Genomic DNA, 21,002 nt, shown 5'->3' on the forward strand with positions numbered 1-21,002 from the left:
CTATCCGCCCCCGCCCAGCAGCGACAGGCGCACGGTGCGGACGGGGTTGTCCACGTTGAGGTCGACCAGGCAGATGCTCTGCCAGGTCCCCAGCGCCAGCCGGCCGGCCAGGACCGGCACCGTGGCATAGGGCGGGATCAGCGCGGGCAGCACGTGCGAGCGGCCATGTCCTCGGCTGCCGTGCCGGTGGACCCAGCGGTCGTCGGTCGGCAGCAGGTCGCCGAGAGCGGCGAGCAGGTCGTCGTCGCTGCCGGCACCGGTCTCCAGGATGGCCACACCGGCCGTGGCGTGCGGGACGAAGACCTGCAGGATCCCGTCACCCCCGTGCTCGCGGGCCAGCGCCGCGCACTCGTTGGTCAGCTCATGCACGACCTCGCGCTCGCCCGTGGTCACCTCGATGGTCTTGGTCAGCATGTGACCATCGTGTCAGCAGGCACCGACCGAGGCGCGACGACACCTGTGCCGCGACCGATCCCGCCGTGGATTCGCCTCCATCCGACGATTTGGGCGGCGTTCAGGCCGTCGGCTACGCTTGGCCGGTTCCCTGGTGCTTCACCGAGCACAGGGCTGCCCTCTTCGACCTCACAATCTCAGGAGACACCCGTGGCTGCCACATGCGACGTCTGCGGCAAGCGACCGAGCTTCGGTCACAGCATCTCGCACTCGCACCGGCGCACCAAGCGTCGCTGGAACCCCAACATCCAGCGCGTCCGCGCCATGGTCGGGCCCAAGGGTGCAACGCCCAAGCGGCTCAACGTGTGCACCTCCTGCCTGAAGGCCGGCAAGGTCAACCGCTAGTCCCTCGCGCTCCCCCGGCCAGGCCGGTGGGGGTATGCCGTCAGCCGCCGAAGTGGTCCCAGCCACCGCCCGTGGCTTGCTCACCGCGCCACCACACGCCGGGCCCCGGTCCGCCCTGGGCAGCCGTCACCGTCCCGATCGTCGTCCAGCCCGGCGGCACCGCGCCGGCCTCCATGGTGGCCAGCAGCACGTGCTCCTCACCCCCGCTGAGCACACAGTCCAGCGCGCTCTGTGCCCCCAGCACCTGCGCCAACGGCTCGGCGAGTGCGGTCAGCGCGTCGGCGTCGAGCTCGATCCGCACTCCACTGGCCTTGGCGATCCGGCCGCCGTCGCGGACCAGCCCGTCGGAGACGTCGATCATCGCGGTGGCACCGGCCGCCGCCGCGATCGGCCCCTGCGTCAGGTCCGGGTCCGGGCAGCAGTGATATCCCACCAGCTGCGCCGCCCGCTGCGCCACCTCCGGTGACGGCCAACGGTCGTCATCACCTCGGCGCAGCAGCTGCAATCCCGCCGCCGAGCGCCCCAGGGGCCCCGACACCGCCAGGACCTGCCCTGCGACCGCTCCCGAGCGCAGCACCGCTCCCTGGCCCGGGACCTCACCCAGCGCGGTGACCGACACGATCACGGCGCCCTCGGATGAGGACAGGTCACCCCCCAGCACCGGCACGCCCGCCCGGGCGGCCGCCGCGACGAGGCCGTCGGCGAAGTCCGTCGCCCACCGCACGGGCAGGTCCCCCGGCGCGACGAGGGTGACCAGCAGCCCGGTGCCGACACCCCCCATGGCGGCCAGGTCGGCGAGGTTCTGCGCCACGACCTTGCCCCCCACGTCACTCGGGGAGGACCAACGGTCCAGCCAGTCCCGGCCGCGCACCATCGTGTCCGTGGTCGCCAGCACCGCACCGCTCGTGCGCAGGTATGCCGTGTCGTCCCCAGGGCCGACCAGCACGTCCGTCCCCGTGCCGGGCCGCGCAGCAGCGTCCAGCCGCGCGAAGATCTCACCGAGCAGCCCCGCCTCGCCGATCTGCGCCAGGGTGGGGCCCGGGTGCTGCGACATACCGCATCCTCCTGTCGATGCTTGCCCGGGCACGGTAGCGTCTGTGCCGTCAGCGCCCGTCAGCGCCCGTCATCGCCAGCGATCCAGCGGAGGCCCAGCATGGTGCACGCCTACATCCTCATCCAGACGCAGGTCGGGCGCTCCTCGGCGGTCGCGCAGGCGATCAGCGACCTCGAGGGGGTCACCGCCGCCGAGGACGTGACCGGACCCTACGACGTCATCGCGCGCATCGAGGCCCCCAGTGTCGACGACCTGGGCCGGATGGTCATCGCCAAGATCCAGGCGGTGCCCGACATCACTCGCACCACCACATGCACGGTCGTCCACTTCTCGGCCTGACGCTGGGCGCGGCGCTGCTGAGCGCAGGGTGCACCTCGGCGGTCAAGGTCACCCCGTTCGAGGGGGCGGACACGGGGGTATGCCGTGAGGTCGCCGCCGCGTGGCCGGCGACCGTGGCCGGGGAGCAGTCTCGCGAGGTGGCCGTCGAGTCCGAGACCGTCGCGGCCTGGGGCGACCCGGCGATCATCGCGCGGTGTGGTGCCCCGTTGCTGGGGCCGACCACCGATCAGTGCCTCGACATCGACGGCGTCGACTGGGTGGCCGAGCCGCTCGATGACGGCGTCAGGTTCACGACCTACGGGCGCCACCCCGCCATCCAGGTGCTCGTGCCGGACGCCTATGCGCCGGAGCCGCTGCTGATGCCGGCCTTCGCCCCCACGGCCCAGGTCGTCGACCAGACCGGTGGTCGGTGCTCCTGAGCACTCCGCGCCGGGTACCGGCTCAGCGCAGCCCGAGGGGGCGCTGCAGCGCCAGCTGCAACAGCTCGTCGACCAGCCCGGGATAGTCGATCCCCTCAGCCGCCCAGACCTGCGGATACATCGAGTAGGGCGTGAAGCCGGGCATCGTGTTGATCTCGTTGATGAGCACCGCTCCCGCCTCGGTGTAGAAGCAGTCGACCCGGGCCAGCCCCTCACAACCGGCCACCTCGAAGGCGTCGGCCGCGATCCGCTGGACCTCATCGCGTATGTCGTCGGGCAGGTCCGCGGGGCAGCGCAGCTCGACGTTGGTCTCGTCGAGATACTTGGCCTCGAAGTCGTAGAAGTCGTGACCTCCGGTGACGGTGATCTCCCCGACCGGGCTGACCCGGGGCGGGCCGTGGTCACGGCCCTGCAAGACGCCGCACTCGACCTCCCGGCCGACGACCCCGGCCTCGACGATCACCTTGGGGTCGTGCTTGCGGGCCTGCTCCACCGCGTCACGCAACCCGTCGGGGTCGGTGACCCGGGTGATCCCGAGCGAGGAGCCGGCCCGGGCGGGTTTGACGAAGACGGGGAAGCGCAGCGACGCGGCCGCATCCAGGGCCGCGGCCGGGTCGCGGTGCCACTGCGCGTCGGTGATCACGGCATACGCCCCGACCGGCAGGCCCGCGGAGGCGAAGAGCACCTTCATGACGTGCTTGTCCATCATGACCGCGGAGGCCAGCACCCCACAGCCGACGTAGCGGATGTCGGCCAGCTCCAGCATGCCCTGGATGGTGCCGTCCTCACCGAACGGCCCGTGCAGCACCGGGAAGACGACGTCGACCTCCCCGAGCTCCCGCGGCACCTCCCCTGCCCGTTGCACCCGGAGCTCGTGGTCCACTCCGCCCAGCGGCACGACGACCTGGTCGCCGGTGTCGGGCACGGCGGGCAGCCGGCCCTCGACGATGTCGAGGGCCGCCGGGTCGTCGGGCACCTGCACCCAGTGCCCCTGCGTCGTGATGCCGATGGGCACGACGTCGTAGCGTTCCCGGTCGATCGCCCGCAGCACACTGGCTGCGGTGGCGCAGGAGATCGCGTGCTCGGCGGATCGGCCGCCGAAGACCACGGCCACCCGCGGCCTCGACCTGCCGGACCCGCTCGCGGAGAGTGCGTCGTTGGCGTCCATCGCACCGCAGCCTAGCCAAGCCGATCCACCGGCGCCGGGGACGCGCCCGGTGCGGCCGCACGCCGTCACACTTCCGTCACGGTTCGGACCCTGCTGCGTAAGGTCTGCGTGCTCCCGGCAGTCCTAGCGTCAAGAACGGCGCCACCGCATACCCCGCAGCCGCCCACGACCAGGCTTCCCCTCCGGACTCCACCACGCGGGAGTACAAGGTGAGCATCATCAACCTCACCGACGGCCAGCCGTTCACCCCGACCGTCGCCGCGGCCACCGACAAGCGGGTCGACGCCTTCGACGTGGGCAGCCCGGTCACCGAGAGCGTCCGGCAGATCGCGGAGAACGGCGACACCTCGCTGCTCATCGAGGAGCTCGCGCAGAATCCCCGCGTGGCCGACCTGCACGTCGGGACGGCGCCGCCATGCTGATCTGCAGCAACGACGGCTTCACCGGCGTGAACCCGCAGCGGCTGCCCTCCGCGGTCGGCCATACCAGGGTCTATGAGACCAACGCCTACGACGCCCGCTCGGAGATCAACACCGAGAAGTTCGCCGACATCGTGTCCCCGTGCCAGGCTCTGATCGGTGAGTCGGGCAGCCCGGGCACCGGGATGAGCAACCCCGCGTTGGCCGAGAGCGGCGTCATCGCACACCACCCGGGCGTGACCGGCACCGACGACGGCCTGAGCGCCGCGATCCACGGCTGGAGCGACCCGGTCGCCCAGGTCATCGTCACCCGCACGTCCTGACCCCGCGGCCGGGTGCCTTCAGTGCCGCTCGTGCTTGCGGGCCCGGCTCATCAGCGCGTCGGCGAGCTGCTCCGGTGACAGGTGCTGCTCGACGACGGCGGTGACCCCCTCGCAGATGGGCATGTCGACCCCGAGCGAGTGGGCGAGATCGACCACGGAGCGGCACGACTTGACCCCCTCGGCGGTCTGGTGCGGGATCGCGGCCACCTCGGCGATGGTGACACCACGACCGAGCTTGACCCCGACCGAGTGGTTGCGCGACAGCGGCGACATGCACGTCGCGATCAGGTCGCCGACCCCGGCCAGGCCCATCAGCGTGGCCGGGTCGGCGCCCAGGGCCGCCCCCAGCCGGGCGGTCTCGGCCAGCCCCCGGGTGATGATGCTGGACTTGGTGTTGTCGCCGTAGCCGAGCCCCTCGGCCATCCCCACCGCGAGGGCGACGACGTTCTTGACCGCTCCGCCGATCTCGGTGCCGACCACGTCGGTCTGCGTGTAGGGCCGGAAGTAGGGCGCCGCGCTGGCCTGCGCCACCCGCTCGGCCGCCTCGTGGTCGACCCCCGCGACGACGCTGGCCGCTGGCTGCTTGGCCGCGATCTCCTTGGACAGGTTCGGCCCGGAGACCACGACCACCCGCTCCGGGCCGATCCCCCCGGCCTGCCCGATGACCTCGCTCATCCGCATCCCGGTGCGCAGCTCGATCCCCTTCATCAACGAGACGACCACCGCCTCCTGCGGCACCACGTGCGCCCAGGCGCCCAGGTTGTCGCGCAGGCTCTGGCTGGGCACGGCCAGGATGACCAGGTCCGCCCCGGCTGCCGCCTGGGCCGGGTCCGTGGTGGCGCTGACCTGCTCGGGCAGCCGCAGGTCGGGCAGGTAGTCGGTGTTGACGTGGGTTCGGGTGATCGCGTCGGCGACCTTCGCGCGACGCGCGTGGATCGTCACCTGCACCGACGGGTCGGCGTCGGTGAGGATCGCGGCATACGCCGTGCCCCACGACCCCGCGCCGAAGACGGCCGCCCGGGTCATCCGAGCTCCCCCTCGGCGGGCTTCTCGTCCGCCCGTTCGCCACCCTCGACCCGGTCACCGCGCCGCATGTCCCAGAAGCCCTCGGGCGCTCTCTCTCCCCGCAGCAGCTCCACCTGCTCGGTGATCGCCCGCATGACCCGGTCGGTGGCCTCGGTCACCGCCTTCTGTGAGCTCGCCCGCCCGACCAGATCGTCCAACGGCACGGCCGGCCCGGCCTTGACGTGCATCGTCACCCGGGACAGCAGTCCGGTCGGCCGCCGCGCGTAGGGCGCCAGCAGGTGCTGCGGACCCCACTGCCCCACCGGTATGACGGGTGCGCCGCTGGCCAACGCCAGTCGCCCGACCCCGGTGCGCGCCTTCATGGGCCACAGGTCGGGGTCCCGGGTCAGCGTGCCCTCGGGCATGATCGCCACGCACTTGTCGTCGGCGAGCACCTGCTGGGCCTCGCGCAGCGACTCGGCTGCCTGCCGGCTGCCCCGGTGCACCGGCACCTGTCCCAGGGGTCGCAGCACCCGGCCCAGCACGGGGATGTCGAACAGCGAGGCCTTGGCCAGGAACATCGGCGGGCACCCGTGGTCGACCAGGAAGTGCGCGAGCATGAACGGGTCGATCTCCGAGAGGTGGTTGGAGGCCACGATGAAGCCGCCCTCACGAGGCAGGTGCTCGCCTCCGCTCCAGTCCTGGCTGGTGACCCCTTGCAGCATCGGCCGGAGCACGGAGATCAACCCGCGGTAGGGGCGGGGCACGGGCGTGCGGGCGGGCTGACGCTTCACGGCTGCCATCTTGTCACTGTCGCGACGGGCCGGGCTGCGCGATGGGTCGGGCAGCGCAGTGGGCGAGGATGGGCGTCGTGTCCGCTCCTCTCCCATGGCAGGTCGTGCTGCCGGTGAAGCATGCCGGTACGGCCAAGACCCGGCTGGTGCCGCCTGCGGGAGTCTCTCGCCGCGAGCTGGCCCGAGCCATGGCGCGCGACACCCTGGTCACGGTTTGTCGTGCGCAGCCCGCCGACCAGGTGGTGGTCGTCACCTCCGACACCGTCGCCGTCGACCTCGCGACCGGCCTCGGGGCCCGGGTGCTGCCCGATCCAGGTCAGGGGCTGGACGCCGCGGTGCGGGTCGGGCTCGCGGCGTGCCGTCCCCACCTTCCGGTCGCGGTGCTGCTGGGCGACCTGCCGGCGCTGCTCCCCGCGGACCTGGTGACCGCCCTGGCAGCCTGCGCACGGCATACCCGCGCCGTGGTGCCCGACCACTCCGGCGCCGGCACGGTGTTGCTCACCGGCACCGATGGGGACGTGGAGCCGGCCTTCGGCGTTGGGTCGGCCGCGCGGCACGCCCGCGCCGCGACCCGGCTGGACCTGGACCTGCCGCGGCTGCGCCAGGACGTCGACGACGCCGCCGACCTGCAGCGAGCGGTGGCTCTCGGGGTGGGTCGCGCGACGGCGGCGGTCCTGCGGGCCGGCCGGCTGGGCTGCACCGAGGCCGGGGCGTCCCCGTAGGCTGCGGTCATGCGGGCCGGCCGGCTGGGCCGCACCGAGGCCGGGGCGTCCCCGTAGGCTGCGGTCATGCAGGCCACCGTGCACCGCTTCGACCCCGACGACGGCAGCGGGGTGGTGCTGCTCGACACCGGCCGTGCCCTGCCCTTCTCCCCGGAGGTGTTCGCCGGCAGCGAGCTGCGGCACCTGCGGCTGGGACAGCGGGTGAGCGTGCAGGTCACCCCCGCCGACCCGGAGGACCCGGCCGCACGCGTGGAGCGGTTGTGGATCGTGGGGATCGGGGCCGGTGAGGCCATCCGCTGAGCCGAGGTGGCTCGCGAGGGGCACGCCATCCGCTGAGCCGCCGCGCGCGAGGGGCGCGCAGGCCGGGTGCTGGGGCCGGGAACGGCACAGCCCCCGACCACGAGCGGGCGGGGGCCGTGCTTCCTCGGGTAGCCCCGACGGGATTCGAACCCGCGCTACCGCCTTGAGAGGGCGGCGTGCTAGGCCGCTACACAACGGGGCCGAGGTGCTCGACTGCAGATCAGTGGCAGCCGAGGCGACACCATACCGTAATGGTCGGTGCTCACCGAAACGCCGAACTCGTCGTCGAAGACGCGTCTGCGGCGCTGGGGTACCAGGACTCGAACCTAGACTAACTGAACCAGAATCAGTCGTGCTGCCAATTACACCATACCCCAAGGGGGTATCACCCGGGGCCTGGACCTGGTGGGTGAACCGAGGAGGAACCTTACCGGCCCCGGCACTCCGCCCCCAAATCGCCGGGTGTGCTCACAGCTCCGCCCGAAGCCGGCGCAGCCGGGCCAGGGTCGCGTGCTTGCCCAGAATCTCCATCGACTCGAACAGCGGCGGCGAGATCCGCTGTCCGGACACGGCGGTGCGCAACGGGCCGAAGGCCAGCCGCGGCTTGATGCCCAGCCCGTCGACGATCGCCTCCCTCAGCGACTGCTCGATCCGCTCCGTGGTCCACTCGACGCCCCCGCCGAGCGGGTCGCCGACCGTGCCCGACACCGGCTCCAGCGCCGCGAGCGCCGCGTCGAGGACCTGCGGCGCCGAGTCCTTCAGCTGTTTGCGGGCGTCGTCGGCGATGGGCAGCTCGTCGTCGCCGGTGTAGAAGGGCGCGACCAGCGGTGCCGCCTCCGCGAGCACCTGGATGCGGGTCTGCACCAGCGGCGCGATCTCGCTCAGCCGCGCCAGCTGGCCCATCGTGGTCGGCACGGGGACGGCTTCCTCGTCCTGCAGCACCGGCAGCAGCCGGGAGGTGAAGTCGCCAGGCTCCAGGGCACGCAGGTGCTCGGCGTTGATCGCCTCGGCCTTGGTCTGGTCCCACCGGGCCGGGTTGGGGTTGACCTGGTGCACGTCGAAGGCGGCGACGAGCTCCTCGGGGGTGAACACGTCGCGGTCCGGGCCGATCGACCAGCCCAGCAGGGCCAGGTAGTTGACCATCCCCTCGCGCACGAAGCCCCGGTCGCGGTGCAGAAACAGGTCGGACTGTGGGTCGCGCTTGGACAGCTTGCGGGCCCCCTCGCCCAGCACGAGCGGCAGGTGGCCGAAGACCGGCACCCGCTGCGCCTCGCCGATGGCGATCAGCGCGCGGTAGAGGGCGATCTGCCGTGGGGTGGAGGACAGCAGGTCCTCGCCCCGGATGACGTGGGTGATGCGCATCGCGGCGTCGTCGACCGGGTTGACCAGGGTGTAAAGCGGCTGGCCGTTGCCGCGCACGATGACGAAGTCGGGCACCGAGCCGGCCCGGAAGGTCACCTCGCCGCGCACCATGTCGGTGAAGCTCAGGTCCTCCTCGGGCATCCGCAGTCGCAGCACCGGCTCCCGGCCCTGCTCGCGGTATGTCGTGCGCTGGTCCTGCGTGAGCTCGCGGTCGTGGTTGTCGTAGCCGAGCTTGGGGTCGCGCCCGGCCGCGCGGTGCCGGGCTTCGACCTCCTCGGGGGTGGAGAACGACTCGTAGGCGTAGCCGGCGTCCAGCAGCGCCTGGGCGACCCGGCGGTGCTCCTTGGCCCGCTCGCTCTGCCGGTAGGGGGCGTAGGGGCCGCCGATCTCCGGACCCTCGTCATAGTCCAGGCCGAGCCACTCCAGGGCCTGCACGATCTGCTCGGCGGACTCCGCGGAGTCCCGGGAGGCATCGGTGTCCTCGAGGCGGAAGACCAGGGTGCCGCCGTGGTGCCGGGCGAAGGCCCAGTTGAACAGGGCCGTACGGGCCAGCCCGACGTGCGGGGTGCCGGTCGGGCTGGGGCAGAACCGGACCCGGACGTCATGTCCGGTGACCTCGGCGCCCTCGGTGGCGGACGTGGGGGCAGGCTGGATCGTCATGATGGGCGCCACCCTACTGCCGGGGCTCAGCCCTCCAGCAGCGCCATGGTGAGGCTCTCCTGCAGCCAGGACAGGAAGTCGTAGTAGGCCATCTGCTGGGCGGTCGCCGGGTCCAGGTCACGCTCACCGTCGAGCGCCTCCTGCAGCTCGGTATGCAGCCGGGTGGAGTCCTCGTCGGTGCGCAGGCCGAGCCGCTCGCCAAGGATCAGCCGGATGTCGGTCAGGGCGACCGCCACCGCCTGCGCCTGTCCCTGGTTCAGGTCGATCTTCGGCGGCTCGGCGTCCGTGAGCACGGTGATCGCGGTGGTGAGAGTGGCCGCCTTGCGGGTGCGCAGCGAGTGCTCGGTCAGCGACCGGAACTGGGCGGCCTGCTCGGCGTCGGTGCGGTGCGCGGGCGGCAGCAACCGGCGCAGCGCCGGGTCGCTGGGCTCCTGGGGGTCGGGGTCGCTCTCCCCCATGCCGGCCACCAGGTCCAGGAACGGGTCGCCGGTCTCGTCCCGCTCGGGCGCCACGAAGTCGCGGGTGAGTCGCAGCAGATGCACCACGACGGCGATCTCCTCGGCATCCATCCGGCCGACGATGCGACCGCGCCGGTGCTCGAATGCGGTCGCCACCGCCTACTCCTGCCGCTGGTCGTTCGCCACTACTGATCCTTGCCGTTCGCCACTACTCGTCCTTCTGGTAGGTCGCCCACAGACCGTAGCCGTGCATCGCCTCGGTGTCGGCCTCCACCTTCTCGCGGGTCCCGGTCGAGACCACGGCCCGCCCCACCTGATGCACGTCCATCATCAGCTTCTCCGCCTTGGCCCGGGAGTAGCCGAAGTGGGTCTGGAGCACCCAGGTCACGTAGGACATCAGGTTGACCGGGTCGTTCCACACCAGCGTCACCCACGGGGTGTCGGCCTCGGGCCGGTCCAGCAGCGCCGTCGACCCCTGCCGCTGCGGGTCACTCGGTGCAGGGGGAGCCTCGGCCACTCCCCCACTCTAAGGTGCAGTGCATGACCAGCACCGCTTTGTTGACCGACCACTACGAGCTGACCATGCTGCAGGCAGCGCTCGCCAGCGGGCACGCCCACCGCCGCTGCGTGTTCGAGGCCTTCGCCCGGCGCCTGCCGGGCGGGCGCCGCTACGGCGTGGTGGCCGGCACCGGACGGATCCTGGAGACCCTCGCAGACTTCCGCTTCGGCCCCGAGCAGATCGACTTCCTGCGCTCCTCCGGCGTCGTCGACGAGCCGACGCTGGCCTACCTGGCGGACTACCGGTTCACCGGGGACATCCACGGGTATGCCGAGGGCGAGTGCTACTTCCCCGGCTCCCCCGTGCTGGTCGTCGAGTCGAGCTTCGCCGAGGGGGTGATCCTGGAGACCCTGGTGCTCTCGATCCTCAACCACGACTCGGCGGTCGCCTCCGCCGCGTCGCGGATGACCGCCGCCGCCGGCGACCGGCCCTGCTTCGAGATGGGCTCCCGGCGCACGCAGGAGGACTCAGCGGTGGCCGCCGCGCGCGCTGCATACATCGCGGGGTTCGCCTCCACCTCCAACCTGCAGGCCGGTCTGACCCACGGGGTGCCCACCGTCGGCACGGCGGCGCACTCCTTCACGCTGTTGCACGACTCGGAACGGGAGGCATTCGCCAGCCAGCTCGCGTCGCTGGGGACGGACACGACGCTGCTCGTGGACACCTACGACGTGACGGAGGCCGTCGCGCTTGCGGTCGAGCTGGCCGGTCCGGGTCTGGGTGGAGTCCGCCTGGACTCCGGCGACCTGATCTCCCAGGCCCACGAGGTCCGCGTCCAGCTGGACGCCCTAGGCGCCACCGACACCCGGGTCGTGGTCACCTCCGACCTCGACGAGCATGCAATCGCCGCACTGCAGGTGGCCCCCGTCGACGCCTACGGCGTGGGGACGCAGGTGGTCACCGGGTCGGGGGCTCCGGCGGCCGGGATGGTCTACAAGCTGGTGAGCCGGGAGAGTGCCGCCGGTGAGATGGAGGGGGTGGCCAAGGCCAGCAAGGACAAGCTGTCGGTGGGTGGGCGCAAGTATGCGCTGCGCCGGCGCAACGAGACCGGCGGGGCCCAGGAGGAGCTCATCGGCATCCAGCGTCAGCCCGAGGACGACGGCGACGACCGCTCCCTGCTGGTGCCGCTGGTGCGAGCCGGGGAGGTCATCGTGCCGACCGACGCCCGGTCGGCACGGGAGCACCACGCCTGGGCCCGTGCCGAGCTGCCGACCCGCGCACTGCGACTCTCCGACGGCGACCCCGCGATCCCGACCAGCTACCTCGACGACTGGTCCTGACCTGCCTACCCTGGGGTCCATGGGACGCGCACTGGTGATCGTGGACGTGCAGCACGACTTCTGTGAAGGCGGCTCGATGGGGGTCGAGGGCGGGGTCGCCGTCGCCGAGCGGATCAGCGCCTATGTGCAGGCGACGCACGCGGAGTATGCGGCGATCGTGGCCACCGCTGACTGGCACGTGGACCCGGGAGCGCACTGGTCTGCGGAGCCGGACTTCCGCGAGTCCTGGCCGGTGCACTGTGAGGTCGGTACGCAGGGCGCGGAGTTCCGCTCCGAGCTCGACGGGGCGCTGCAGCACGTGGACGCCGTCTTCCGCAAGGGAGAGCACGAGGCCGCCTACAGCGGCTTCGAGGGCATCGTCGAGTCCGCCGAGGGCGATGTGGGTCTGACGGAGTGGCTGCAGGCACGGGAGGTCACAGAGGTCGACGTATGCGGCATCGCGACCGACTACTGCGTGCGGGCCACAGCGCTGGACGCCGTCCGGGAGGGGTTCGGCACCACCGTGCTGGACGACCTCGTCGCCGGCGTCGCACCCGAGTCGACCTCAGCTGCGATCGATGAGATGAGCCAGGCGGGCATCGACTTCGCCGGCACTCCTGCCTGAGCAGTCAGCCGCTCCCAGCATCTGCCGTGACTTGGCCTGCCCGCTGGACGTGCACACGACGACCAAGGTCCATCGCGTTGCTGCCAGCTCCACGTCTTCGCTCTCGACGGTCTCCGGGGTTCGCGTCCGTTCTGTATTGCGCGGCGCAGCCCGGTGCCGCCCAACGCCAAGAAGCTCAGGGCGGTCACGCCCAGGGTGAGGTTGGTGGGCAGCCCATTGGCCCACTCCTTGGGCACCCGGCGGCCGTTCAGCAGACCGTGCAGCGCGATCGGCTTGCCGAGCAGCAGCAACAGCATCAGGGACACCCCGTTCCACACCCCGATGATCGAGGAGAACGACGCCGCCCAGAAGCCCACCAGGAAGGCAGTGCCGATCACCGGACCATAGCGCTCGTTGAGCACGTCGGACAGGTCGGCACCAAACCTCGAAGATCGTGTAGCCCGTCGCCAGGGTGTATCGCCCGGCCCCCTCGACGAGCACGATCTTGAGGATGACCCCCACGACGACGGTCCGATAACCTCCACCGCGGGCGTGCCCCCGCGTCGTCGTCGTGGTCTCATCTCACCCTCCCACAGAGGGGTCGTCTCGGTATTACTCCTCCGGGCCGGCGAGCGGCAGGCTGATCGCCACCCGAGTGCCCGCGCCCTCCACCGAGCTGACGTCCATCGTGCCCTGGTGCCCCCCTCCACGATCGCCAGCACGATGGACAGACCGAGTCCGCTGCCCTGAACCTGCTGCTCCACGGCGTTCGAAGCCCGGAAGAACCGGGTGAACAGACTCTCCATGTCGGTCTCCGGGATGCCGATGCCGGAGTCCTCACAGACGAACTCGACTCGTGCGGCATCACCGCCGAGACTGATCGTGACCCGTCGGCCGGCAGGGGTGAACTTCACCGCGTTGCCTACGACGTTGGTCAACGCCCGCTCGAGCTGGTCACGGTCGCCGATCACACAGAGTGCTTCTCCTCGTTGGTCGGCCTCAGCCTGGCCCAGCTGCGGCGGGCAAGGGCCCGGACCGATCAGCTCGACCCCCTTCTTGGCTGCGATCGGGTCCAGGCTCGGGATGACCTCGACCGCACTCCGGGGCAGGTTGACCTCCTCGTGGACCGCACGGCCTTTGCCGCTGTCGAGCCGGTTGAGGATCAACAGGTCCTCGATGAGTCCGCGCAGCCGGCCGACGTTGCGGCTGAGCACGGCAACAGCACTGTGCTGACGGCTGGACAGCTCCCCGAGATCGCCGTCCTCGAGCATCTCCAAGTATCCGCTGATCGAGGTCAGCGGGGTCCGCAGCTCATGGCTGGCGGTCGCCACGAAGTCCGACTTCTGCCGGTCAAGATCCCGCAGGCCGGCCACCAGCTCGCGTTCGCCCAGCAGATGGCCCATGGTGTGGGCGAGCCGCGGCCGTCCGCACGTCCGGGCTCGGGTGCGACACGGCGGTGCAGACCTCCGGGGTGGTCGCCGTGTCCAGCGAGGCCACGGACTCCACCGCGATCCAGACCGGCAGCCCGGGCCTGGAGCCGGCCGGTGCGACCGCCGCAAGGATGGGGGTGGCCGCGACCGGGTCGCCCATCATGCCCAGCGCGCGGGCCGCGGTGAGCGCCACGTCCGGCGAGGGATCCTGCAGCAACGGCAGCACCCTGCGGACAGCGTCGTGCTCCTGCATCCCCCGAGCGTCCACGCCGCACGCGCCCGACGGACCGGCGACCTGCTCCGAAGCTGCGCACATGCTCGTCGATCCCGGCCGTGTCGGCGCAGCACGTCGACCAGGGGAGTCAACGAGTCCCCACGGATCTTGCCCAGCAGCGCCAGGATGGAGTCGTCGACCACCTCCCGGATCGGGCCGGACACACCGCTCAAGGCAGCAGCCACGTCCTCGCCGGCCGACTCGTCACCTGAGGCGAGCTCCAGCAACAGGGGGCGCAGCGGAGCGACCAGGCGACGATGGCGGCGCTCCCGACCCGCCCGCACCAGTCGCACGCCCACCATCAGCGCGAGCATGGACGGCCAGCACACGGACCGAGATCCACGGCAGGCCCCACAGCAGCGCCGGGCCGGCGGCATATGATGCCACCCCTCAGCGCCGACGCGACAGCAGGGACTCCACGCGGTGCACGAGTTAGCGTGGGCTGAACGGCTTGATGACGTAGCCGTCGGCCCCCGTGGAGAAGCCCGCATCGACATCCAGGTCACGGGAGCGGGCAGTGAGCAGGATGACGCGCAAGTCGCTCAGCGCCTCGTCCGCGCGAATCTCGTGCAGCACGTCGAGGCCGGACAGCCCAGGCATCATGATGTCCAGGATCGCCGGCTGCGGGCGCTGCTCACGCAGCGACGCCAGCGCCACCTCCCCGTCCGGCACTGCCACGACGTCGTCGCCGCTCTGCTCGAGCTTGAAGACCACGAGCTCACGGATGTCCGTGTCGTCGTCGGCGACCAGGACGGATGCCTTGTCCCCCATTGCTCACGATCTCCTCGCGCCGAAATATGTACGACACTCAAAGCACCCGCACTGCACTGCTTGCCCGGGGTCGAACCCGAACTCCTGGACGAACCCTGACCGGGGCTTTACTCCGGCGGCACGCGGCATACCCAGGCGTTGTCCTGCACCGTCCAGAGGCGGGACCAATGCTCACCGTCCAGGTCACCGTCGGTGTTGACCCCGAAGGGGTGCTCCCCGACGGCCTCCACCCGCACGCTGCGCCCGCGCAGGACGGTCACGTCCTCCCGCGCGGTATGCCGTCCGCGTTGCAGATCCCATGCGAACGAGGCCCGCGCGCTCGGATCGGTAGCGGTGCAGACCATCACCTGGGCCTGCCCGTTCGTCGGCGAGGCACCGGGAGCGATCAGGGTGCCGCCACCCACGGAGCGACCCACTGCGATGCTGACCATCAGCACCGGTCGGTCCCCCTCGGTCACGACCTCGTCGTCCACCCTCACCCTCAGGTGCCACCCGTGGGCGACCACCCCGGCGCGCAACGCGCCCATCGCATAGCCGGCGGTGCCCAGCACGCCCTTGAGCTGCTCGGCGTTCGAGGTGGCCTCCGCGGCGATGCCCGCATGCACGACGTTGACCGCGATGCCGTCCTGGTCGTCGTGGAGCAGGTCGATCCGCTCCAGGGAACCGTGCAGAGCCACCCGCGCGGCGGGTGCCGGGTCGAAGGGCAGACCCATCGTGCGCGCGAAGTCGTTGCCGGTGCCCAGCGGCACCAGGCCTATCGCCCGCACGTCGGGCAGGGTGCCGGCCCGGTGCAGGGCAGCGATGCAGCCGTTCATCGATCCATCACCTCCGAGCACCACGACGTCTTTGCCGGCAGCCCGGGCGGCGACCTCGTCCAGGCTCTGCCCCTGGCCCGGGACCACGACCTCGACCTCGCGCGACTCGCGCAGCACGTCCAGGGCCCGCTCGACATCGGTGTCGTCGGCCGAGCCGGCGGCGGCGTTGGCGTTGGCGTTGGCGAACACCAGGACAGCGTCGGTCATGCAGTCCAGTCTGCCCTCAGCCGAGGAAGCCGCGCAGCAGGGCCGCGGTGCCGTCCAGATGGTCCAGCATGGCGCGGCGGCCCTCCTGCGCGTCGCGGTCCAGGATCGCTCGCACGATCGCCTCGTGCTGCTGCCCGGAGTGCTGCAGGTTGGGCGGCAACAGGGGTATGCGGTCGAGCAGCTCGTTGACCCGGGCACGGGTGTCGGCGACGACTCGCAGCAGGCTGGCGCTGCCGCTCAGCTCAGCGATCAGCAGGTGCAGCCGGGAGTCCAGCGGGCGGTAGTGACCGACCGAGGCGGCCGCGCACTCCAGATGCCCCTGCCACAGCAGGTCTCGCTGAGCGCTGCTCAACGGACGCTGCGCCGCCAGCTCGGCCGCCGCGGGCTCGACGATGCGCCGCAGCGTGAGCAGGTCCCACACCTCCTCGGCATTCAGCGGTCCGCTCGCCTGCGCATCCTGCCCGGGCAAGGTGTCCACCACATACGTCCCGCCGTAGCGTCCCCTGGTCACCGTGACGTAGCCGCTGGACTGCAGCTCCGCGAGCGCCTCGCGCAGCGTGGTGCGGGAGACCCGCAGCACCTCGGCCAGCTCTCGCTCCGGCGGCATCTTGGTGCCGGGCGGGAACTGGCCCAACCGGATCGCCCGGACCACCCGCTCCATCGTCTCCTCGAAGACGTTGCCCACCCGCACCGGTGGCACAGGGAGACCGAGCTGCGCTGACACACCGGCCACGGTACGCCCCGACGCGACGCAGCACAGGACGCGCTCTTGACGTCGGGGCAGGGCAGGGCCAGACTCGGCCCACCAAAGGTCCACAACTGGTCCAATGACCTGAGTCACCACGAGGGACGAGGCACACCATGAGCAAGTCGCAGGTGGACGGCACGTCGGGCAACGACGACTACATGCAGCACCGACAGCTCAAGGCCGGCGCCGCGGGTTGGATCCTGTTGGCCGGGCTGGGCGTCAGCTATGTCATCTCGGGCGACTTCGCGGGCTGGAACATCGGCATCAGCGAAGGCGGCTGGGGCGGGCTGCTCATCGCCACGGTGCTGATGGGGGTGATGTACACCTGCATGGTGTTCGGCCTGGCCGAGATGTCCTCGACGCTGCCCACCTCGGGTGCGGGCTACGGCTTCGCGCGGCGAGCCCTCGGTCCGCTGGGCGGCTACGCCACCGGGGTGGCCGTGCTCATCGAGTATGCCGTGGCGCCTGCGGCCATCGCAGTCTTCATCGGCGGATACGTCGAGGCACTGGGGTTGTTCGGCCTCACGAACGGGTGGCCGATCTACCTGGCCGCCTACGCGATCTTCGTCGGCGTGCACCTCTACGGCGTGGGCGAGGCGCTCAAGCTGATGTTCGCCATCACCGTCGTGGCGGTGGCCGCCCTCGTCGCCACCGTGATCGGGCTGATCCCCAAGTTCGACGCGGCCAACCTGACCAACATCGAGCCGGACGGTTCGGCGATGTCCAGCGCGCTGCTGCCGATGGGCATCACCGGGGTGCTGGCCGCGCTGGTCTACGGCATATGGTTCTTCCTGGCCGTCGAGGGCGTGCCGCTGGCCGCCGAGGAGACCAGCGATCCCAAGAAGGACATGCCCAAGGGCATCATCGTCGCGATGCTGCTGCTGCTGGTCTTCGCCGCCTTCATGCTGACGCTGGTGCCCGGCGCGGGCGGTGCCGACGCGATCGGGCAGTCCGACAACCCGCTGCCCGAGGCGCTGCGCACCGCATACGGAGACAGCTCGGCCCTGGCCGAATTCGTCAACTACGCGGGCCTGGCCGGCCTGATCGCCAGCTTCTTCTCGATCATCTACGCCTACTCCCGGCAGCTGTTCGCGCTGTCCCGCGCCGGCTACCTGCCCCGCTTCCTGTCCTTGACCGGCAGCCGCAAGACCCCGTGGGTCGCGCTCATCGTGCCGGGCACCATCGGCTTCCTGCTCGCCGCGATCCTGCAGGACGGCGGCATCCTGATCAACATCGCGGTCTTCGGAGCCACCGTGTCCTACGTGCTGCTCAACCTGTCGCACATCATGTTGCGCCGTCGCGAGCCCGACCTGGAGCGCGGCTACCGCACCCCCGGCGGCGTCGTGACCACCGGCGTGGCTCTGGTGCTCAGCGTCATCGCCGTCATCGCGACGTTCTTCGTCGATGAGCTGGCGGCCGGCATCACCGCAGCGGTCTTCTTGGCCTTCCTGGCCTACTTCCAGTTCTACAGCCGCCACCACGTGGTCGGCAACGCGCCGGAGGAGGAGTTCTCCAGCATCGACGACGCCGAGTCCACCCTGCGCTGACCCGAGCATCCGGCATACAGGAGCGAGCACACCGATGACCAACGACACCCATCCGCGCAATCCCCGCATGCTCTCCGTCGACGCGCTACGAGCCGCGATCACGGCCGGCGAGATCGACACGGTCATCGTGGCGTTCACCGACATGCAGGGCCGGCTGCAGGGCAAGTACCTGCACGCCGACTACTTCCTTGAGCACGCGCTGCCGCACGGCGTCGAGGGGTGCAACTACCTGCTGGCCGTCGACACCGAGATGAACACCGTCGACGGCTACGCGATCTCCTCCTGGGAGTCCGGTTACGGCGACATGGTCTTCGACCTGGACCTGGACACCATCCGCTGGGTCCCGTGGCTGGAGCGCACCGTGATGCTGCAGTGCGACCTCACGCTGACCGACGGGTCCCCGGTGCCGATGTCCCCCCGCTCGATGCTCAAGGCCCAGGTCGACAAGGCGGCCGCGCAGGGCTGGAAGGCGGTCGCCGGGACCGAGCTGGAGTTCGTCGTCTACCGCGACAGCTACGAGCAGGCCTGGAGCAAGGACTACCGCGACCTGACCCCCGGCAACCAGTACAACGTGGACTACTCGGTGATGGGCTCGGGACGGGTGGAGCCGCTGCTGCGCCGCATTCGAGGGGATATGTATGCCGCGGGCATGGTCGTGGAGTCTGCGAAGGGTGAGTGCAACTTCGGCCAGCACGAGATCGGCTTCCTGTTCGACGACGTGATGACCACGGCCGACAACCACAGCGTCTACAAGACCGGCACCAAGATGATCGCCTCCGAGATGGGCAACTCGATCACGTTCATGGCCAAGCCCAACGACCGCGAGGGCAGCTCCTGCCACATCCACCTGTCCCTGCGCGGGCTCGATGACAGCACCGTCTTCTGGGACGGCCAGGGCAAGGGCAAACGATCGAAGCTCTACGACCAGTTCATTGCCGGGGTGCTGAGGACGATGCGTGAGCTCACCCTCTTCTACGCACCCAACATCAACTCCTACAAGCGGTTCGCGCTGGGCTCGTTCGCCCCCACGGCGGTCGCGTGGGGGCTGGACAACCGCAGCTGCTCGGTGCGACTCGTCGGCAGTGGTGCGAGCGCCCGGCTGGAGAACCGGCTGCCCGGCGGCGACGCCAACCCCTACCTGGCCCTCGCAGCGATGATGGCCGGTGGGCTCTACGGCATCGAGCACGAGCTGAAGCTGCCACCGATGACCGAGGGCAACGCCTACACCTCCGATGCCGTGCACGTCCCCCGCACGCTGCGCGAGGCCCGGGAGCTGTTCGCCGAGTCGGACATCGCCCGCGAGGTCTTCGGCGCAGAGGTGGTCGATCACTACGTCAACTACGCGGACGTGGAGATCGAGGCGTTCGACGCCGCCGTCACCGACTGGGAGCTGCGCCGCGGCTTCGAACGGCTGTGACGCGACCGCGAGTCGGGCTGAGCACCTACTACAAGGAGGCGGCCTGGGGTGACTGGCGCCGGCCGGCCGCGCTGGTCCCGGCCACCTATGTGGAGGCGGTCGTGCGGGCCGGCGGCACGCCACTGCTGCTGCCGCCGGTCGGCAGCGACAGCTCGGTGCTGCAGGCCCTGGATGCGCTGGTCCTGATCGGCGGCAGCGACCTGGACCCTGCTCGCTACGGCCAGGACCCGCATTCGGCGACCCGGCCGGAGCCCTACCGGGACGACTACGAGCTCGCGCTGGTGCACGCCGCGCTGGCCAGGGGTATGCCGTTGCTGGCCATCTGCCGCGGCGCCCAGGTGCTCAACGTGGCGCTCGGTGGGACCCTGCACCAGCATGTGCCCGACGTCCTGCCCGGGCTGACCTGCGCGGCCGGCGGCACCGCATACCAGCCGGGACCGGGCCGCTTCGGCGAGGTGAGCGTGCGCACCGAGCCCGGCTCCCGGATCGCGGCCGCCCTCGGCGAGCAGGCCACCGTGCCGTGCTACCACCATCAGGCGGTCGACGAGGTCGCGCCGGGGCTGGTCGTCACCGCGCGGTCGCCCGACGGCCTGGTGCAGGCGCTGGAGCCGCAGGACCGTGGCCCGGTGGCGCCGTGGGTGCTCGGGGTGCAGTCCCATCCCGAGGAGGATCCGGGCGACGGCCGCCTCTTCGACGCCTTGATCCGCGCTGTGCTTCACTCGACGACCCGCACGGCACCCGACCGACCGCAGGAGGCACACGTCCGATGACCACCGTGATCGACCCGTCCACCGAGACGGCCCTGACCGAGGTGCCCAGTCTGGACCGGGACGCGACCGACCAGGCCATCGCGACCTCGAGCGAAGCCCTGCGCACGTGGCGACGGGTCAGTGCGGCCGACCGGGCGCTGCTGCTGCGCCGGTTCGCCGGCGTGGTCGACGAGCACGTGGAGGAGCTGGCCCGCCTGGAGGTCCGGGGCGCCGGGCACACCATCGGCAACGCACGCTGGGAGGCCGGCAACGTGCGTGACGTGCTGTCCTACTACGCCGGTGCCCCGGAGCGGCACCTCGGTCAGCAGATCCCCGTCGCGGGCGGGGTCGCCACCACCTTCCACGAGCCGATCGGCGTGGTGGGGGTGATCGTGCCGTGGAACTTCCCGATGCCGATCGCCGGGTGGGCCATTGCTCCGGCCCTGGCCGCGGGTAACACCGTCGTGCTCAAGCCTGCCGAGCTCACCCCGCTGACGGCGATCCGACTCGGTGAGCTGGTGCTCGAGGCGGGCCTGCCCGAGGGGGTGCTGCAGATCCTGCCCGGCCGCGGCTCCGTCGTGGGCGAGCGCTTCGTCACCCACCCCGACGTGCGCAAGGTCGTCTTCACGGGGTCCACCGACGTGGGCAAGGGCATCATGCGCGGCTGCGCCGACCAGGTGAAGCGGGTCACCCTGGAGCTGGGCGGCAAGAACGCCAACATCGTCTTCGCCGACGCCGACCTGGCAGCCGCGGCGGCCGCGACACCGGGTGGGGCGTTCGACAACGCCGGGCAGGACTGCT

General features: G+C 71.1%; 25 protein-coding genes, 2 tRNA genes and 1 pseudogene. 13 read left to right on the forward strand and 15 right to left on the reverse strand.

Going from position 1 to position 21,002, the window contains the following annotated elements:
- On the reverse strand, window positions 1–414 hold the full coding sequence (locus ACR2FV_RS18440; RefSeq protein WP_434017168.1) for a YjbQ family protein: 414 nt from the start codon (window positions 412–414) through the stop codon (window positions 1–3).
- Between the two features lie 189 nt (window positions 415–603).
- Between ACR2FV_RS18440 and rpmB the strand changes: the two genes are divergently transcribed.
- On the forward strand, window positions 604–798 hold the full coding sequence (rpmB, locus tag ACR2FV_RS18445) for a 50S ribosomal protein L28 (RefSeq protein ID WP_434017169.1): 195 nt from the start codon (window positions 604–606) through the stop codon (window positions 796–798).
- Between the two features lie 40 nt (window positions 799–838).
- On the opposite strand, the gene thiL is transcribed toward rpmB, so the two are convergent.
- Entirely contained in the window at window positions 839–1,852 is a 1,014-nt protein-coding gene (thiL, locus tag ACR2FV_RS18450) for a thiamine-phosphate kinase (protein WP_434017170.1), read from the reverse strand.
- A 99-nt stretch (window positions 1,853–1,951) separates the two neighbouring features.
- Here thiL and ACR2FV_RS18455 point away from each other — a divergent pair, with 99 nt between their 5' ends.
- Together ACR2FV_RS18455 and ACR2FV_RS18460 are read left to right on the forward strand one after the other, a co-directional pair.
- Window positions 1,952–2,191 (forward strand): Lrp/AsnC family transcriptional regulator, encoded by a 240-nt coding sequence (locus ACR2FV_RS18455; protein ID WP_434017171.1) that lies wholly within the window; start codon window positions 1,952–1,954, stop codon window positions 2,189–2,191.
- Entirely contained in the window at window positions 2,164–2,610 is a 447-nt protein-coding gene (locus ACR2FV_RS18460) for a DUF3515 family protein (RefSeq protein WP_434017172.1), read from the forward strand. Before ACR2FV_RS18455 ends, ACR2FV_RS18460 begins: the two co-directional genes overlap by 28 nt.
- 22 nt (window positions 2,611–2,632) lie before the next feature.
- Here ACR2FV_RS18460 and ACR2FV_RS18465 read toward each other — a convergent pair whose 3' ends face one another.
- Entirely contained in the window at window positions 2,633–3,778 is a 1,146-nt protein-coding gene (locus ACR2FV_RS18465) for a D-alanine--D-alanine ligase family protein (RefSeq protein WP_434017173.1), read from the reverse strand.
- Between the two features lie 209 nt (window positions 3,779–3,987).
- On the opposite strand from ACR2FV_RS18465, the gene ACR2FV_RS18470 reads away from it, so the two are divergent.
- Together ACR2FV_RS18470 and ACR2FV_RS18475 are read left to right on the forward strand one after the other, a co-directional pair.
- Window positions 3,988–4,200 (forward strand): spondin domain-containing protein, encoded by a 213-nt coding sequence (locus ACR2FV_RS18470; RefSeq protein ID WP_434017174.1) that lies wholly within the window; start codon window positions 3,988–3,990, stop codon window positions 4,198–4,200.
- Window positions 4,194–4,520, forward strand: coding sequence for a spondin domain-containing protein (locus ACR2FV_RS18475; RefSeq protein ID WP_434017175.1), 327 nt, complete (start codon window positions 4,194–4,196; stop codon window positions 4,518–4,520). The genes ACR2FV_RS18470 and ACR2FV_RS18475 overlap by 7 nt, the downstream gene beginning before the upstream one ends.
- A gap of 18 nt (window positions 4,521–4,538) precedes the next feature.
- On the opposite strand, the gene ACR2FV_RS18480 is transcribed toward ACR2FV_RS18475, so the two are convergent.
- Entirely contained in the window at window positions 4,539–5,546 is a 1,008-nt protein-coding gene (locus ACR2FV_RS18480; protein WP_434017176.1) for an NAD(P)H-dependent glycerol-3-phosphate dehydrogenase, read from the reverse strand.
- Window positions 5,543–6,328, reverse strand: coding sequence for a lysophospholipid acyltransferase family protein (locus ACR2FV_RS18485; RefSeq protein WP_434017177.1), 786 nt, complete (start codon window positions 6,326–6,328; stop codon window positions 5,543–5,545). Before ACR2FV_RS18485 ends, ACR2FV_RS18480 begins: the two co-directional genes overlap by 4 nt.
- Before the next feature lie 68 nt (window positions 6,329–6,396).
- Between ACR2FV_RS18485 and cofC the strand changes: the two genes are divergently transcribed.
- On the forward strand, window positions 6,397–7,041 hold the full coding sequence (gene cofC, locus ACR2FV_RS18490; protein WP_434017178.1) for a 2-phospho-L-lactate guanylyltransferase: 645 nt from the start codon (window positions 6,397–6,399) through the stop codon (window positions 7,039–7,041).
- A gap of 66 nt (window positions 7,042–7,107) precedes the next feature.
- Window positions 7,108–7,341: a hypothetical protein gene (locus ACR2FV_RS18495; RefSeq protein ID WP_434017179.1), complete on the forward strand. Its 234-nt coding sequence runs from the start codon at window positions 7,108–7,110 to the stop codon at window positions 7,339–7,341.
- 129 nt (window positions 7,342–7,470) lie between these two features.
- Here the strand turns inward: ACR2FV_RS18495 and ACR2FV_RS18500 are convergent.
- The 5 genes from ACR2FV_RS18500 to clpS form a co-directional block, all read right to left on the reverse strand.
- A tRNA-Glu gene (locus ACR2FV_RS18500) sits at window positions 7,471–7,543 on the reverse strand.
- A 103-nt stretch (window positions 7,544–7,646) separates the two neighbouring features.
- A tRNA-Gln gene (locus ACR2FV_RS18505) sits at window positions 7,647–7,718 on the reverse strand.
- A gap of 91 nt (window positions 7,719–7,809) precedes the next feature.
- Window positions 7,810–9,363 carry a glutamate--tRNA ligase gene (gene gltX / locus ACR2FV_RS18510; RefSeq protein WP_434017180.1) on the reverse strand — a complete coding sequence of 518 codons (1,554 nt, stop codon included), beginning with the start codon at window positions 9,361–9,363 and terminating at the stop codon, window positions 7,810–7,812.
- A 26-nt stretch (window positions 9,364–9,389) separates the two neighbouring features.
- Window positions 9,390–9,977 carry a DUF2017 domain-containing protein gene (locus ACR2FV_RS18515; protein WP_434017181.1) on the reverse strand — a complete coding sequence of 196 codons (588 nt, stop codon included), beginning with the start codon at window positions 9,975–9,977 and terminating at the stop codon, window positions 9,390–9,392.
- 52 nt (window positions 9,978–10,029) lie between these two features.
- A complete protein-coding gene (gene clpS / locus ACR2FV_RS18520; RefSeq protein WP_434017182.1) occupies window positions 10,030–10,338 on the reverse strand; it encodes an ATP-dependent Clp protease adapter ClpS in 309 nt (102 codons plus the stop codon).
- Window positions 10,339–10,361: 23 nt separating this feature from the next.
- On the opposite strand from clpS, the gene ACR2FV_RS18525 reads away from it, so the two are divergent.
- Window positions 10,362–11,660 carry a nicotinate phosphoribosyltransferase gene (locus ACR2FV_RS18525; protein ID WP_434017183.1) on the forward strand — a complete coding sequence of 433 codons (1,299 nt, stop codon included), beginning with the start codon at window positions 10,362–10,364 and terminating at the stop codon, window positions 11,658–11,660.
- 76 nt (window positions 11,661–11,736) lie between these two features.
- A pseudogene (locus ACR2FV_RS18530) lies at window positions 11,737–12,186 on the forward strand (isochorismatase family protein); the annotation flags it as partial.
- Here the strand turns inward: ACR2FV_RS18530 and ACR2FV_RS18535 are convergent.
- From ACR2FV_RS18535 to ACR2FV_RS18555, 5 genes are all read right to left on the reverse strand, one after another.
- Complete coding sequence (locus tag ACR2FV_RS18535; RefSeq protein ID WP_434017184.1) at window positions 12,108–13,646, reverse strand: ATP-binding protein; 1,539 nt, start codon at window positions 13,644–13,646, stop codon at window positions 12,108–12,110. The pseudogene ACR2FV_RS18530 and the gene ACR2FV_RS18535 sit on opposite strands and share 79 nt — an antisense overlap.
- Window positions 13,594–13,926, reverse strand: coding sequence for a HEAT repeat domain-containing protein (locus ACR2FV_RS18540; protein WP_434017185.1), 333 nt, complete (start codon window positions 13,924–13,926; stop codon window positions 13,594–13,596). Before ACR2FV_RS18540 ends, ACR2FV_RS18535 begins: the two co-directional genes overlap by 53 nt.
- 453 nt (window positions 13,927–14,379) lie before the next feature.
- A complete protein-coding gene (locus ACR2FV_RS18545; RefSeq protein WP_434017186.1) occupies window positions 14,380–14,718 on the reverse strand; it encodes a response regulator transcription factor in 339 nt (112 codons plus the stop codon).
- Window positions 14,719–14,825: 107 nt separating this feature from the next.
- Window positions 14,826–15,740, reverse strand: a complete 915-nt coding sequence (locus tag ACR2FV_RS18550; RefSeq protein ID WP_434017187.1) for a diacylglycerol/lipid kinase family protein — start codon at window positions 15,738–15,740, stop codon at window positions 14,826–14,828.
- A 16-nt stretch (window positions 15,741–15,756) separates the two neighbouring features.
- Entirely contained in the window at window positions 15,757–16,464 is a 708-nt protein-coding gene (locus ACR2FV_RS18555) for a FadR/GntR family transcriptional regulator (protein WP_434017188.1), read from the reverse strand.
- Between the two features lie 137 nt (window positions 16,465–16,601).
- On the opposite strand from ACR2FV_RS18555, the gene eat reads away from it, so the two are divergent.
- From eat to ACR2FV_RS18575, 4 genes are all read left to right on the forward strand, one after another.
- On the forward strand, window positions 16,602–18,035 hold the full coding sequence (eat, locus tag ACR2FV_RS18560; RefSeq protein ID WP_434017189.1) for an ethanolamine permease: 1,434 nt from the start codon (window positions 16,602–16,604) through the stop codon (window positions 18,033–18,035).
- A 34-nt stretch (window positions 18,036–18,069) separates the two neighbouring features.
- Complete coding sequence (locus ACR2FV_RS18565) at window positions 18,070–19,452, forward strand: glutamine synthetase family protein (RefSeq protein ID WP_434017190.1); 1,383 nt, start codon at window positions 18,070–18,072, stop codon at window positions 19,450–19,452.
- Window positions 19,449–20,222 carry a gamma-glutamyl-gamma-aminobutyrate hydrolase family protein gene (locus ACR2FV_RS18570; RefSeq protein ID WP_434017191.1) on the forward strand — a complete coding sequence of 258 codons (774 nt, stop codon included), beginning with the start codon at window positions 19,449–19,451 and terminating at the stop codon, window positions 20,220–20,222. Before ACR2FV_RS18565 ends, ACR2FV_RS18570 begins: the two co-directional genes overlap by 4 nt.
- Window positions 20,219–21,002 (forward strand): aldehyde dehydrogenase family protein (locus ACR2FV_RS18575; RefSeq protein ID WP_434017192.1); only part of this gene is annotated, 784 nt, incomplete at its 3' end. The genes ACR2FV_RS18570 and ACR2FV_RS18575, both read left to right, overlap by 4 nt.

Origin of the sequence: Ornithinimicrobium sp. (assembly GCF_051004135.1) — a bacterium.
Taxonomy (GTDB): Bacteria; Actinomycetota; Actinomycetes; order Actinomycetales; family Dermatophilaceae; genus Ornithinicoccus.

Excerpts from the sequence above, each read along its gene's own strand:
- ACR2FV_RS18440 (WP_434017168.1), bottom strand. The coding sequence starts at position 414 with ATGCTGACCAAGACCATCGAGGTGACCACGGGCGAGCGCGAGGTCGTG.
- thiL (WP_434017170.1), bottom strand. The coding sequence starts at position 1,852 with ATGTCGCAGCACCCGGGCCCCACCCTGGCGCAGATCGGCGAGGCGGGG.
- ACR2FV_RS18455 (WP_434017171.1), top strand. The coding sequence starts at position 1,952 with ATGGTGCACGCCTACATCCTCATCCAGACGCAGGTCGGGCGCTCCTCG.
- ACR2FV_RS18460 (WP_434017172.1), top strand. The coding sequence starts at position 2,164 with ATGCACGGTCGTCCACTTCTCGGCCTGACGCTGGGCGCGGCGCTGCTG.
- ACR2FV_RS18465 (WP_434017173.1), bottom strand. The coding sequence starts at position 3,778 with ATGGACGCCAACGACGCACTCTCCGCGAGCGGGTCCGGCAGGTCGAGG.
- ACR2FV_RS18475 (WP_434017175.1), top strand. The coding sequence starts at position 4,194 with ATGCTGATCTGCAGCAACGACGGCTTCACCGGCGTGAACCCGCAGCGG.
- ACR2FV_RS18480 (WP_434017176.1), bottom strand. The coding sequence starts at position 5,546 with ATGACCCGGGCGGCCGTCTTCGGCGCGGGGTCGTGGGGCACGGCGTAT.
- ACR2FV_RS18485 (WP_434017177.1), bottom strand. The coding sequence starts at position 6,328 with ATGGCAGCCGTGAAGCGTCAGCCCGCCCGCACGCCCGTGCCCCGCCCC.
- ACR2FV_RS18495 (WP_434017179.1), top strand. The coding sequence starts at position 7,108 with ATGCAGGCCACCGTGCACCGCTTCGACCCCGACGACGGCAGCGGGGTG.
- gltX (WP_434017180.1), bottom strand. The coding sequence starts at position 9,363 with ATGACGATCCAGCCTGCCCCCACGTCCGCCACCGAGGGCGCCGAGGTC.
- ACR2FV_RS18525 (WP_434017183.1), top strand. The coding sequence starts at position 10,362 with ATGACCAGCACCGCTTTGTTGACCGACCACTACGAGCTGACCATGCTG.
- ACR2FV_RS18535 (WP_434017184.1), bottom strand. The coding sequence starts at position 13,646 with ATGGGCCATCTGCTGGGCGAACGCGAGCTGGTGGCCGGCCTGCGGGAT.
- ACR2FV_RS18540 (WP_434017185.1), bottom strand. The coding sequence starts at position 13,926 with ATGCAGGAGCACGACGCTGTCCGCAGGGTGCTGCCGTTGCTGCAGGAT.
- ACR2FV_RS18545 (WP_434017186.1), bottom strand. The coding sequence starts at position 14,718 with ATGGGGGACAAGGCATCCGTCCTGGTCGCCGACGACGACACGGACATC.
- ACR2FV_RS18550 (WP_434017187.1), bottom strand. The coding sequence starts at position 15,740 with ATGACCGACGCTGTCCTGGTGTTCGCCAACGCCAACGCCAACGCCGCC.
- eat (WP_434017189.1), top strand. The coding sequence starts at position 16,602 with ATGAGCAAGTCGCAGGTGGACGGCACGTCGGGCAACGACGACTACATG.
- ACR2FV_RS18565 (WP_434017190.1), top strand. The coding sequence starts at position 18,070 with ATGACCAACGACACCCATCCGCGCAATCCCCGCATGCTCTCCGTCGAC.